The organism is Bradyrhizobium sp. LeoA1Lang, assembly GCF_055413685.1.
The window spans coordinates 23568-35742 of sequence record NZ_JBVAPG010000087.1 but is presented as its reverse complement, the minus strand read 5'-3'; the positions used below and the strand labels follow the sequence as shown (position 1 = coordinate 35742).

General features: G+C 63.5%; 12 protein-coding genes. 8 read left to right on the top strand and 4 right to left on the bottom strand.

Annotation, left to right across the window (positions count from 1 at the left end):
* The first annotated feature begins 208 nt into the window (after positions 1–208).
* From ACZYOF_RS26270 to ACZYOF_RS26255, 4 genes are all read left to right on the top strand, one after another.
* Positions 209–1069 (top strand): MaoC family dehydratase, encoded by an 861-nt coding sequence (locus ACZYOF_RS26270; RefSeq protein WP_282530730.1) that lies wholly within the window; start codon positions 209–211, stop codon positions 1067–1069.
* 153 nt (positions 1070–1222) lie between these two features.
* Positions 1223–2101, top strand: a complete 879-nt coding sequence (locus tag ACZYOF_RS26265; protein WP_463717594.1) for an SDR family oxidoreductase — start codon at positions 1223–1225, stop codon at positions 2099–2101.
* A 105-nt stretch (positions 2102–2206) separates the two neighbouring features.
* Complete coding sequence (locus ACZYOF_RS26260) at positions 2207–3163, top strand: dihydrodipicolinate synthase family protein (RefSeq protein ID WP_463717593.1); 957 nt, start codon at positions 2207–2209, stop codon at positions 3161–3163.
* 2 nt (positions 3164–3165) lie between these two features.
* Positions 3166–3966: an NUDIX hydrolase gene (locus ACZYOF_RS26255; protein WP_463717592.1), complete on the top strand. Its 801-nt coding sequence runs from the start codon at positions 3166–3168 to the stop codon at positions 3964–3966.
* Positions 3967–3999: 33 nt separating this feature from the next.
* Here ACZYOF_RS26255 and ACZYOF_RS26250 read toward each other — a convergent pair whose 3' ends face one another.
* Positions 4000–5679, bottom strand: coding sequence for a hypothetical protein (locus tag ACZYOF_RS26250; RefSeq protein ID WP_463717591.1), 1680 nt, complete (start codon positions 5677–5679; stop codon positions 4000–4002).
* 262 nt (positions 5680–5941) lie between these two features.
* On the opposite strand from ACZYOF_RS26250, the gene ACZYOF_RS26245 reads away from it, so the two are divergent.
* The gene (locus tag ACZYOF_RS26245; protein ID WP_282530726.1) at positions 5942–8623 is read left to right on the top strand and encodes a PAS domain S-box protein; all 2682 of its coding nucleotides are present in this window, start codon (positions 5942–5944) and stop codon (positions 8621–8623) included.
* Positions 8624–8756: 133 nt separating this feature from the next.
* On the opposite strand, the gene ACZYOF_RS26240 is transcribed toward ACZYOF_RS26245, so the two are convergent.
* Positions 8757–9107: a GrlR family regulatory protein gene (locus ACZYOF_RS26240; protein ID WP_028164051.1), complete on the bottom strand. Its 351-nt coding sequence runs from the start codon at positions 9105–9107 to the stop codon at positions 8757–8759.
* 361 nt (positions 9108–9468) lie between these two features.
* On the opposite strand from ACZYOF_RS26240, the gene ACZYOF_RS26235 reads away from it, so the two are divergent.
* A complete protein-coding gene (locus ACZYOF_RS26235; protein WP_130581703.1) occupies positions 9469–9807 on the top strand; it encodes a hypothetical protein in 339 nt (112 codons plus the stop codon).
* Between the two features lie 20 nt (positions 9808–9827).
* Here the strand turns inward: ACZYOF_RS26235 and ACZYOF_RS26230 are convergent, their stop codons facing one another.
* Positions 9828–10214 carry a VOC family protein gene (locus tag ACZYOF_RS26230; RefSeq protein ID WP_463717590.1) on the bottom strand — a complete coding sequence of 129 codons (387 nt, stop codon included), beginning with the start codon at positions 10212–10214 and terminating at the stop codon, positions 9828–9830.
* Positions 10215–10472: 258 nt separating this feature from the next.
* On the opposite strand from ACZYOF_RS26230, the gene ACZYOF_RS26225 reads away from it, so the two are divergent.
* Together ACZYOF_RS26225 and ACZYOF_RS26220 are read left to right on the top strand one after the other, a co-directional pair.
* Entirely contained in the window at positions 10473–11084 is a 612-nt protein-coding gene (locus tag ACZYOF_RS26225) for a hypothetical protein (protein ID WP_245476608.1), read from the top strand.
* 117 nt (positions 11085–11201) lie between these two features.
* Positions 11202–11702, top strand: a complete 501-nt coding sequence (locus ACZYOF_RS26220) for a hypothetical protein (RefSeq protein WP_463717589.1) — start codon at positions 11202–11204, stop codon at positions 11700–11702.
* A gap of 16 nt (positions 11703–11718) precedes the next feature.
* Here the strand turns inward: ACZYOF_RS26220 and ACZYOF_RS26215 are convergent, their stop codons facing one another.
* Positions 11719–12111 (bottom strand): hypothetical protein, encoded by a 393-nt coding sequence (locus tag ACZYOF_RS26215; protein WP_463717588.1) that lies wholly within the window; start codon positions 12109–12111, stop codon positions 11719–11721.
* Positions 12112–12175: the final 64 nt, after the last annotated feature.

Below are 12175 nucleotides of genomic sequence, written 5' to 3'. Positions count from 1 at the left end.
AAACCGCATCCGCTCTTCCACGGTACAGGTCTCCTTCCACCCCATCGGCAAGGTCCTCCTTGCCGACCAGTTGACCTGTTACCCATGTCGCCGGTCTATTCTGTTACCCATGTAGCCGGTCAGGACCGCGGAGCTGCCCTCTCCCGCAAGGGGAGAGGGCGCTGTAACGGGCGCCGGCGAAGCGGATATCCGGGGAGGAACGAGAAAAATGCCGATCAATTACGAGCAACTGATGGCCCTGAAAAACCTCGGCCAGAAGTACAGCTACGGCGATCGCGAGGTGATGCTCTACGCCTATGGCATCGGCATCGGCGCCGATCCCATGGACGAGCGCGAACTCGCTTTCGTCAATGAGGCGACGCTGACACCGCGTCCGCTGAAGGTGGTGCCGACCTTCGCATCGGTGGCGGCCTGGGGCGCCGGCCCCGGCGAGATGAATCTCAATCGCGTCCTCGTCGTCGACGGCGAGCGCGACATCACCTTCCACAAGCCGCTGGCGACCGCCGCAAACATCACTGCTGATTCCAGCGTGCTCGACGTCTTCGACAAGGGCAAGGACAAGGGCGCGGTGATCCGCCACCAGACCATCCTCAGGGATGAGAAGGGCGAGAAGCTGGTCACGCTGGTCGCCTCGCGCTTCGCCCGCGGCGATGGCGGCTTTGGCGGACCGTCCGAGGGCCAGCCCGAGCCGCACAAGGTGCCGGAGCGCGCGCCCGACCGGACCGTCGACATCGCAACGCGCCCGGACCAGGCGCTGATCTACCGCCTCTGCGGCGACCGCAACCCGCTGCACTCCGATCCGGAGTTCGCGAAAAAAGCGGGCTTCCCGCGGCCAATCCTGCACGGCATGTGCACCTACGGCATCACCTGCCGCGGCGTGCTGCAGACCTATGCCGATTACGATCCGTCCGCCTTCAAGCAGCACGTCGCGCGCTTCTCCTCGCCCGTGTTTCCCGGCGAGACCGTGACCATGGATCTCTGGAAGGACGGCAACGTGATCTCATTCGAGGCCAAGGTGAAATCGCGCGGCGTCACCGTGATCCGCAGCGGCAAGACGGTGCTGGGTTGATGATTCCGGTGGAGGCGCTTTGAGCTGTCTCGTCATGCCCGGGCTTGTCCCGGGCATCCACGTCTTTCTTGCCAATGGCGACAAAGGTCGTGGATGGCCGGGACGAGCCCGGCCATGACGGAGAAAAGGAATAACGAAGCGGGAGAAACAACCATGGGATTACTCGACAGCAAGGTGGCGCTGATCACCGGCGCGGGCGGCGGACTCGGTGAAGCCTACGCAAAACTGTTCGCGCGCGAGGGCGCGGCGGTCGTGGTCAACGATCTCGGCGGCCCGCGTGATGGCTCGGGCGCCGACAAGTCGATGGCGCAGCAGGTGGTGGATGCGATCGAGGCCGAGGGCGGCCGCGCGGTCGCCAATGGCGCCGACATCTCGACGCTGGAGGGCGGCCAGTCGGTGTTCGACGATGCCATCAAGAATTTCGGCCGCGCCGACATTCTCGTCAACAATGCCGGCATCCTGCGCGACCAGACCTTCGCCAAATCGAGCGAGGCCGACTGGGACAGGGTGATCAAGGTGCATCTGAAAGGCACGTTCTGCTGCACGCTGCCGGTGTTCCGATGGATGCGCGAGAACGGCGGTGGCGTCATCGTCAACACCTCCTCGACCTCGGGGCTGATCGGCAATTTCGGCCAGAGCAATTATGGTGCGGCCAAGGGCGGCATCTGGGGCTTCTCCAACGTGCTCGCGATCGAGGGCCGCAAATACAACATCCGGATCTGGACGCTGGCGCCGGGCGCGCTGACCCGCATGACCGCAGACCTGCCCCGCTATAAAGAAAACCCCGGCGCCGCGCTCGACCCGGACGGCATTGCGCCGGCCGTGCTATACATGGTCAGCGACTTGTCGGGCGACCAGACCGGCAAGGTGCTCGGCGTCTCCGGCCCGCGCGGGGTCAGGGAGATGCGGATGATGGAAATGGAAGGCTGGAAGCCGCCGTTCACGGGCTGGAAGGCCGAGGATATCGTCACCCACGCCAAGGACATCTTCTTCTCGGAAGAGCAGATCAAGATGGGCGCGCGGCGGTTTTGAAGTACACAGTCGTTCCGGGCACGCGCAGCGTGAACCCGGAACCTCGAGATTCCGGGTTCGATGCTGCGCATCGCCCCGGAATGACAAGAGAGGATAGAGGCACGAATGACGAAGCTCACCGCCCAGGCCGCCGGCACCTTTGCGATCGCGCCGACGCCGTTCCATGACGACGGCCGCATCGACGAGCGTTCGATCGACCGGCTCAGCGACTTCTACACCGAGGTCGGCTGCGACGGCGTCACCGTGCTCGGCATCCTGGGCGAGGCGCCAAAGCTCGATGCCGCCGAGGCCGAGCAGGTGGCTGTTCGCTTCATCAAGCGCGCTAAGGATCTGCAGGTGATCGTCGGCGTGTCCGCGCCGGGCTTCGCCTCGATGCGTTCGCTGGCCAAGACGTCGATGGATGCCGGCGCCGCCGGCGTCATGATCGCGCCGCCGCCGCACCTGCGCACCGACGACCAGATCACCGCCTATTTCAAGCAGGCGCAGGAAGCGATCGGCGACGACATTCCATGGGTGCTGCAGGACTACCCGCTGACGCTCACGGTGGTGTTCACGCCGGCGGTGATCCGCAAGATCGTGATGGACTGCCCGTCCTGCGTGATGCTCAAGCACGAGGATTGGCCGGGTCTGGAGAAGATCACCACACTGCGCAATTTCCAGAAGGACGGCTCGCTGCGCCCGCTGTCAATCCTGGTCGGCAATGGCGGCCTGTTCCTCGATTTCGAGATGGAGCGCGGCGCCGATGGCGCGATGACGGGCTACGCATTCCCCGAGCTTTTGATCGACGTGGTCAAGCTCTCCAAGGCCGGCAAGCGCGACGCCGCGCATGATCTGTTCGACGCACATCTGCCGCTGATCCGCTACGAGCAGCAGCCGGGCGTCGGGCTCACCGTGCGCAAATATGTGCTGCAGAAGCGCGGCATCATCGCCTCCAGCGCCCAGCGCAAGCCGGGCGCCGTCATCACGCCGCAGGCGAGGGCGGAGGTCGATTACCTTCTGTCGCGCGTGGCCCGCGTCGACCGCCGCGCCAATCTGCAGCCGCAGTCCAGCGCCGCAGGCTAGCCATGGCCGAGACCGTTACGCCGCGCCCTGCCTCCACCATCCTGCTGCTCCGCGACGCGGCGGCACGGCGGGAAATCGAAATCTTCATGATGGTCCGCCATTACGAAATCGACTTCTCCTCCGGCGCGCTGGTGTTTCCCGGCGGCAGCGTCGACAAGGGCGACAAGGAGATCATCGCCAACCACGCGCTCTATTCCGCCGGCGAGGCGCTCGACGAGAGCGCGCTCAGCTTCCGCATCGGCGCCATCAGAGAAACCTTCGAGGAGAGCGGCATCCTGCTGGCGCGGCCGAAGGGATCGAGCGAACTGGTGGATGCCACCCGCGCCCGCGAGATCGAGCTCGCGCATCGGAGCCGGCTCTGCGAAAGCAAAACCAGCTTCCTGAACGTGCTGGCCGAGACCGGCATGGTGCTGGCGCTCGACGAACTCGTCCCTTACGCGCACTGGATCACGCCGGAAGGCATGCCGAAGCGGTTCGACACCTGGTTCTTCCTCGCCGCGGCGCCTCCAGAGCAGCTCGGTACCCATGACGGCAGGGAATCCACCGATTCGATCTGGGTTTCCCCCCGTGAGGCCTTGGAAGGCGGGGAAAGCGGTCGCTTCAAGCTACCGTTCCCGACCACCCGCAACCTGATCAGGCTAGGCAAGCAGGCCAGCGTCGGAGAGGCGCTGCAGGACAGCCGCGGCAAATCCATCGTCACGGTGATGCCCGTCATGACCAAGACCGCCACCGGCCGCCAGCTCCGCATCCCACTTGAGGCTGGCTATGATGGCGAGGTCTTCGAGGTCGGCGCCGCCGGCTAATCGCGGGCGGCGCGCCTGCTCAGCCCGGACGGACTATGTGGGCCTCTTAATGGAGAAGTCTCCGCAGACGTAATTCCAATTCGTCAGCACCTTGTTGATCCATGCTCGGTCCGAAGAAACGATCAATCCAGTGATGTTTTTCGAATCTGTGCCGAACATTGGCTTCATTGCGAGTACGCTTTCGAACGATACGGTGGTGTCATCATTCTTGGCCTTGAAGACGAGAAAAATAGATGACGCCCCGTCGATGAACAGTCCTGTCGTGTCTTTCGCTTCTTCGTAACAGCCGAAACGGATGTATCGTCTCTCCGGAGGAGGCTGAGTATTTTCGTCAGTGAGCTTGCTAATAAGATCAAAGCGTTTGTAAGAAGCGCTGCCACCAACTACCAGATCCGACGTCTTGTCGACGACCGCAATATCGTCGGCAAGAAGATTGGTGAGATGGTCGACCGCTTGCCGAGGATGCGGATTGTTGCGTGCATATTGCGCGAGGGATATGACGAGATCATCGACCTTGGAAGCGATCACGCTAAATTTTGGTTGAGTGCTGCTTGGATCGACGGCAAGATTTCGCTCAACGTCCTCCTGGCTGAATTTCTGCTCAGCCTGAAAATCCTTCCAGATTAGACTATCCTGATTTTTGCGGCTCGTAATTGCCATCGCGTAAGGGCGCGAAAGGCATTGCACTGTCTGGTCGTTGTCGATGCCGGCCTTGCCGGCAAGCGCAATCATTCCATAGGCAATATCGAGAGTGTTGCGGAAACCAAGGTCCGAGATCCCAAGCCGGGCAGCACGGCAGCTTTGCTTGAGCTTGGTTGCGTCAATCTTGTCTGGCGCAGCCTTCACCTGAGCGCGAAGATCGTCGCGGAAGCTTGGATTTCTGTCCAGCACGATCGATTCGATTGATCGGATCGTCACACTAACGGCAGCGTAGTCGGTGACGTAGCTGTAAGTCCCCGTCCGCAAAACATCCACCGGTCTCGTTTGAGTACTTCCCGATTTCAGCGCGCCGAGCAACTTGCTGAAAGGGTCGGCCGCGGATTGCAGGTTGGTGATCTTCGACGCGATCTCGGTCGGCAGGGCTTGTCCCGTGAAGAACGAGAACAGCGGCGAAACGATGCCGAGCAGACCGGATACAAACTGCCCAAGCGGGCCGCCGGCGGGATCGTCGCTTTCGTTCTTCACTGCGACCAAAGCGAGTTTCGAGCCTGCGACAAGGAAGTCCTTCTTGCAGTGCCGATAGTCGTACGACGTCCAGTCTTTGCTGCTTGCGCTATAAGCCTGAACCGCTCCGACCGCATCGCTCGGGAGCTTGTCCACGGCGGGAGTGCCGGTGCCGACAGATTTTGTAATCAACAGTAGAAGGCTGCGTGTCTTGCCGGTCCATGCGTTCGTCACGCCCTCAAGCGATCCGCCACGTGGAGAGCATCGGACCTCAACGGCGTAAAGGCCGAGACTTTGAACCTTCGGATTTTTCGATGAAGGCCTGGTCCAATCAACTTGATCTTCCCAAGCGGCACTGACAGGCGTGGCGACGGTAAGAAAACTCAACAACGATAGCAACTTCGCAAAACGATGCCCCATAAAATCCCCCACTATCAAAGATTGCACGACTAGCAGGCGCAATGGTAGGATGCAAGTTGCCGCCTGCCAAACGATCGTTTCGTCTTGTTGCCTTCGTTTGATTTGCGCGTGGTCTGCGGCGATGAGCAACGTTTGGTTGTGTCGCGCGCCGATGGAGTCGCTGCTGTTCGATTTCGCGGCTGGCCCGTCTCCACGGCACGCGGCCTCCGCGTCTGCAGGCCGCGCCGTTCAAGAGCGGTATCCCGCTGGCCGGCTTCTTCAACGTGCTTATCGGTGGGGCCGCGCGAGGTGCTGGAGGGGGCGTAAAGCCCGCTTTGGGGCTCGGCCCCCGTTCCCACGGGGCCGAATTACGTCGTATATTGGGGGCGATTTCAGCCTGGCCCCCCTTAGCATGACCTCCGAATTGCCGCCGAATCCGCCCCAGAAGCGACCGTTCGCGCTGTCGATCGGTCAGCTTACTTTCGGCAGCTTCCTGCTGGTGCTGGCAGTCATCATCATCACCTCGACCGCCAGCGTGATCGCGATCCGTCACATCGACGCCACCTTCGGGGAGCTGCAGCGGCTGCAGAGCGTCGGCGACCTGGCCGAGGATATCGACCGCCGGATGAACGAACTCCGGCTTGCGGCGCGCGACTTCGTCACCGATCCCGGCACGCAGACGATCCAGGTCGGCGAGGCCGCCAGCGCCCTGGGCGATGCGCTGAAGAAGACCAGGATCGAGCTTGCCCCCGAGCAGCAGGACATGATCGACGGCGTGACCGAGCGCCTCGCCACCTACCGCGGCGGCATCGAGCGCATCTCGGCGCTGATCAACCGCCGCGCCGAGTTGATCATCGGCCTGCCGCCATTGCGCGACGCCTTCGAAAAGGCGGTGGCCGAAAGCTCCGATCCCGCCACTGCCTCCATCCTGTTGCAGACCCAGGGCCGCATCGCCACCGCGCTGCTCGCCCACAACCCGTCCGCGGCCGAGCAGGCGGCACAGAGCATGCGGTCGATGACCATCGCCGACCCGGCGTTGCGCACGGCTGTGAACGATTATGCCGACGCGGTCGTCGCAATATCGATCCGGGAACGCCAGATCGCCGATATCGACCGCGAGGTGCTGGGCACCGAGGGACGGCTGATCCAGCGCGTGACCGAACTGTTGCGTGAGCTCAGTTCGCGCCGCGGTCACGTCCTGTCGCGGGATTTCGCGCGCACGCTCACCGAGGCGAAATGGCAGAGCATCGTGCTCGGCTCGGCCGGCGTGCTGATCGGGATCTTCGCCGCGCTGCTCGTGGTCCGCCGCACCGTGCGGCCGCTCGCCTCGATCACCAAGTCGATCCGCGCGGTCGCAGCCGGCGAGAAGAGTGCGTCGATCCCGGCGACCGACGTCGACAACGAGATCGGCGAGATCGCCCGCGCCGCCGAGGTATTCCGAAAGACGCTGGTCGATGCGGATACCGCGCGCGAAGCAGCGGTGCGCGCGCTCGCCGAGCAGCGGCTCGCAGAAGAGAGCTATCGCAAGCTGTTCGAATCTTCCATCGACGGAATTTATGTGACGACGCCGGGCGGCGCGCTGCTCAACGCCAATCCGGCGCTGGCGTGGATGATGGGCTACGCCACGCCGCAGGACCTGATCAACGGCATCGACGACGTTGCGTCCAATGTCTATGTCGATCCGGCGGCGCGCACCCAATACCAGCGGCTGATGGACCGCGACGGCATGGTGCGCGACTACGAATATCAAGTCCGGTCCCGCAGCGGCACGGTGCTATGGCTGTCCGACAGCGCGAGCGCGGTGCGCGACGAGAAAGGCGAGGTGATCCGCTACGAAGGCACGGTGCGCGACATCACCGACCAGAAGCGAGCCGAAGACGCGATCGCCGAAGGCCGGCGTTTGCTGCAGATGGTGATCGACACCGTTCCGGCGGTGATCAACGTCAAGGACCGCAATCTGCGCTACGTCCTGATGAACCGCTACATGGCCGGCATTTTCGGCATCGAGCCGCACGAGGCACTCGGCCATACCACCGGCGAGCTGATGGCGCGCTATGGTGCTGCAAAGACCGATGAGAACGACAAACGGGTGTTGTCGGGGCGAACGGAGCTCGGCTTCTACGAGGAGGAGTACAAGGACGTCGCCGGCAACATGCGGCAATGGCTGGTCAACAAATTGCCGATCCTCGACATCAATGGCGAGATCGAGAACATCGTCACGGTGGCGCTCGACATCGGCGAGCGCAAGCGCAGCGAGCATGAGATGCGGAAAGCGCGCGACGCCGCGGAGGCGGCGCTACGCAATTTGCGCGAGACGCAGAACTCGCTGATCGAGGCGGAAAAGCTCGCGGCCCTCGGACGGCTGGTCGCGGGCGTCGCGCATGAGGTCAACAATCCCGTCGGCATCAGCCTCACGGTCGCCTCAGCGCTCGAGCGCAAGGCGGCGACCTTTGCCGCGCAGGTCGAGCGCGGCGAGCTTCGGCGTTCGAGCCTGAACGATTTCCTTGCCACGACGAGCGATGCGTCCTCGCAGCTCGTCGCCAACCTCAACCGCGCCGCCGAGCTGATTCAGTCGTTCAAGCAGGTCGCCGCCGACCGCAACTATTCCGATCAGCGCAACTTCGATCTCGGCGATCTCACCGAGCAGGTGGTGATGAGTCTGAGGCCGGGCCTGCGCAAGCACAATCTGACGCTCAACGTCGATTGCCAGCCGAACCTGATCATGAATTCCTATCCCGGCCCTTATGGCCAGGTGCTCACCAATCTCTTCCTCAATTCGGTCGCGCACGCCTTTCCCGACGGCAAGCCGGGTATCGTCGACATCCAGGTTCGCGCTTCCGGCAGGGACAATGTCGAGGTCATCTTCTCCGACAATGGCTGCGGCATGTCGCTCGACGTGCGCCGCCGCGCCTTCGATCCGTTCTTCACGACGCGCCGCGACCAAGGCGGCACCGGCCTCGGGCTTCACATCGTCTACAGCATCGTCACCACGCGCTTAGGGGGCCGTCTCGATCTCGACTCCGAGCCCGGCGGTGGCACCCGCATCCAGATCATCCTGCCGCGCGTCGCCCCCGTGGAGCAGGCCGCGGAGTAAGCTCTCTCCACACGAACGGCGCCGTAGCCCGGGTGGAGCGCAGCGCAACCCGGGGCCGCTCGTACACGCCGTCCCGGGTTACGCGTTCCGCTTCACCCCGGCTACGATCTACGCAATCAGACGACGTGATGCGCTAATCGATATCCACGAGCTTGCGCAGCGTGGCGCCGAAGATCTGGCTCGCTTTGCCGACGAGCGCGGTTCCACTCATGGTCGCCTGCGTGGCGGTGAAAGTTCCGGTGACGCCGATGCCGACCGGCGCAGGTCCGCCGAATAGCGGGTTGTCGCTGTCGCGCGGCGTGGTGTGTCGCTGCACCAGCACTTCGCCTTTGAAGGTGTTGCCTTTCACGGTGTAGGTGCCGGTGTAATAGAGATAGGCATCGCCGCCGACAATCTGGCCGTCGCGAAACACAATCACCCCGCTGCCCTTGCCGACGCGTCCGTCGAGCAGCGTGACGTGAATGGAATACAGGCCGTTTCTCATAGCGCCCCGCGGCCGGCCACCTTCGCCCAAGGCCGGTTCGGAATTTATGCCAAAGCAGCATGCGCGGCGCAACGCGTCAGGTTGAGCATGCGCCGCTCAATGCCGTGCGAAACCGAAATGATTCCATTGGTGCGCGACGTCTCGATGACGACGTTGTGGCTGACGGCGCTTGGCGAATCAAGTTGGCCCGCGAAATGCATAACATTTGTTGGCACCGGCCGGCGGGTGCAGGAGCGAGAGACAGGTGACGAACTGGATCGATTCCGGCCGCATTTTCGCGCGCCTACGCGCAGAGCTGACAGGTTCCATCCGTGAAATTACGGACCATCGTCGAGCGGTCCGCCTCAGAGTCCCACTCACATTGAGTCTTGTCGCGTTGTTGTCGGTGACGGCCGTAAGTCTCGGGCACGCGCGCGATCCCGATGGCCGTTACGCCAATTCGCCGCTCAAGCAATGGTTCGACAGTTTGAGGAGCGGGAAGGGGCCGTGCTGCTCAGATGCTGACGGCACGGCGGTGAGCGACGTCGATTGGGAATCCAAGGACGGACATTATCGCGTGCGCATCGACGGCGAATGGATCGACGTGCCCGATGATGCCGTGATCACCGAGCCGAACCGCTACGGCCGCACCATGGTTTGGCCGATCCGCGGTTATCTCGGACTGCAGATCCGCTGCTTCATGCCCGGCAGCATGACGTAACCGACGCGCACGTCGTACGGTCAGGCATATTTCTTGTCGCGCTCCAGGAGCTCGATCGAGATGCCCTGCGGGCCGCGGATGAAGCAGATGCGCACGCCGGGGCGGATCGTGGTCGGCTCCTTCGTGAACGCGACGCCCTTCGCCTTGATCTCGGCAGCGACAGCGTCGATGTCTTTCACCGCCAGTCCGAAATGGTCGAGGCCCTGATAGGGCGTCACCGGCGGCGCGTTGACGCCGTCGCCTGGTGTCACCGGCGCGATGAACACCTTGGCGCCGCCGAGCTGCACGTCGATGCGGCCGGGATTGCGGATGATCTCGCCACCCAGCACGTCTCGAAGCCACGCCGCGGTCGCTTCGGGATCGGGGGTGCGCAGGTGGATATGGTCCCAGGTAACCACTATCGGCATTTCATCTCCCATCTTTCTCGACGCACGTGAGATCCGTTGCTGCGGCAATCTATCGGCTCGGAATCCACAAGGCCATCCTGTCGCAGGCACTGCGCCGCATTTTTGCCGGGGAGACTTGGAACTGTAGCGTCGGTGGACGGTTAATCGACTAGCGGCGGTCTCCGTACAGCGGTGCGTCGCTCTCAAGCCGTGCGGTGATGCGCCGGAGCGGTTTTGCGTGCAGCCAGGAAGCGCTGTCACGCGAGTGAGGACATGGCCATGGGCATCGGCAGGTGGTCGTTTCGCGGCTTTGGCGCCAAGCTGATTCTGCTCGCCGTTCTCGCCATCGCCGGATTTGCCGGATGGCTGATGCTCCCCGATCCCAGCGACGCGAATAACAAAGCGGTCGCCGTGGCGGCGCCCCCGACTTCTCAGCAGGATGTCGCCTGGCTCGAGAAGACGACTGCGCCCACCGAGGAGGCGGCTGCCCCGGTCGAGCAGGCCGCGCCGGTCGAGCAGGCGACCGCGCCGGCTGAGAACGCAGTGGACGATGAGGTGCCGGCCGCCAGCACCAACGAACCCTTCACGGTCGAGCGGGCGCCGATCGACGGGCTGACGATCTCCCGCCAGTTCTGGCGCCGCGGCGGCCTCGGCTCGAAAGCGCTGGTCTGGCTGACGCTGCGCAACGCCAACCGCTATCCGGTCAAGGATATCGAGATCGCCTGCGCCTTTGCCCGCGCCGACGGCACGCATCTCACCGACCGCCGGCGCGTGATCAGCGACACCATCAACATGAAGAGCCGCAAGACCTACGCCGGCATGCTGGTCGGGTTCGTGAACATCAATGCAAATAAGGCAAAGTGTTCCCTGGTCACGGCCAGCCGCGCCTGACACAGCGTCCCGAAAAAGTGAACGCTTCGGTTGAACCCGTAGCGTGTGACCAGGAACTAACTCCCTATATCGCTATTAGGCGAATAGACCGCGTCATCGCGCGGGGGAGCAGTTTCGATGTTGGTGACGCGTTATTTCCTGTACGTCGGCGGGGCGTTGTTCGCGCTGTTATATGCAGTTGACGCCCTGGTCCCGCAGGACGCTGCCACGACAAGCCATAGCGCGCCCGGCATCGACAAGTCGACCGTCCGCATCCAGTCCGCCCAGAAGCTGCCGGAACGGGTGGTTTTCGACACCAGCCTCCCGACCATCGTGCCGCCGTCCCCCGCCACCCAGATGGCTGCCGCACCGCTTCCGCCGGCGCCGGGTGCCGGGTCGTCGGTTGCCCAGGCCCGCGAGACCTTCGCCCAGTACGTTCCGGCCGACGCCAAGAAGCATGAGCCGCAGGCGCCGAAGAGGCATAAGGTCGCCAGGGCGCGGGCCTACCAGCCGATGTACGCGGGTCAGCCGATGTATATGGGCCAGCAGCCGATGTTCATGGGCCAGCGGCCGATGCGGGTGGCGCAGCAGTCGCGTTTCGGCTTCTTCGGCGGTGGGCCGACTTGGGGCACCTGGTAACCGGATTGCAGCCGGATTACTGCGGCAGCTTCGGAATCTTGTCGGCAAAGCCGTTGTAGCAGGTCAGCCGCTCGTCCTCTTCCTTCACGAACCGGCACTCGCTGACGGCCTTGGCGGTGGCGGGCTTCGGCTTGGGCTGCGGCGCGAAGACCTCGTCATAGCAATTGAGCCGCTCCTTGGTGCCGTCATCGATCTCCTGGCATGCCTGGAGCTTCTGCGCGACCGATGGCTGCTTGGCCTTCTCGCCCTTCTTTGCCGGAGACTTCTTCGTGCCGACCTGCATCAGCGGCTTGTCGCCGACCATGGGCTGATTGGCGGGGTCCGCTGGCGGGGTCGTGCCTTGAGCTGTCCCTTGGGCGAGCGCGGCGGCCGGACACAGAAGCGCCAGCGCGAGGATGATCTTTCTCATATCGAATTGTCCGAAATGGCGTGACCGGAGAGGGCGCCCGAAGAGATCGAACCGGACCGCTGGA

Coding starts and splice junctions, on each gene's coding strand:
- ACZYOF_RS26240 (WP_028164051.1), bottom strand. CDS start 9,107: ATGAGAAACGGCCTGTATTCCATTCACGTCACGCTGCTCGACGGACGC.
- ACZYOF_RS26265 (WP_463717594.1), top strand. CDS start 1,223: ATGGGATTACTCGACAGCAAGGTGGCGCTGATCACCGGCGCGGGCGGC.
- ACZYOF_RS26255 (WP_463717592.1), top strand. CDS start 3,166: ATGGCCGAGACCGTTACGCCGCGCCCTGCCTCCACCATCCTGCTGCTC.
- ACZYOF_RS26225 (WP_245476608.1), top strand. CDS start 10,473: ATGGGCATCGGCAGGTGGTCGTTTCGCGGCTTTGGCGCCAAGCTGATT.
- ACZYOF_RS26220 (WP_463717589.1), top strand. CDS start 11,202: ATGTTGGTGACGCGTTATTTCCTGTACGTCGGCGGGGCGTTGTTCGCG.
- ACZYOF_RS26230 (WP_463717590.1), bottom strand. CDS start 10,214: ATGCCGATAGTGGTTACCTGGGACCATATCCACCTGCGCACCCCCGAT.
- ACZYOF_RS26245 (WP_282530726.1), top strand. CDS start 5,942: ATGACCTCCGAATTGCCGCCGAATCCGCCCCAGAAGCGACCGTTCGCG.
- ACZYOF_RS26260 (WP_463717593.1), top strand. CDS start 2,207: ATGACGAAGCTCACCGCCCAGGCCGCCGGCACCTTTGCGATCGCGCCG.
- ACZYOF_RS26270 (WP_282530730.1), top strand. CDS start 209: ATGCCGATCAATTACGAGCAACTGATGGCCCTGAAAAACCTCGGCCAG.
- ACZYOF_RS26215 (WP_463717588.1), bottom strand. CDS start 12,111: ATGAGAAAGATCATCCTCGCGCTGGCGCTTCTGTGTCCGGCCGCCGCG.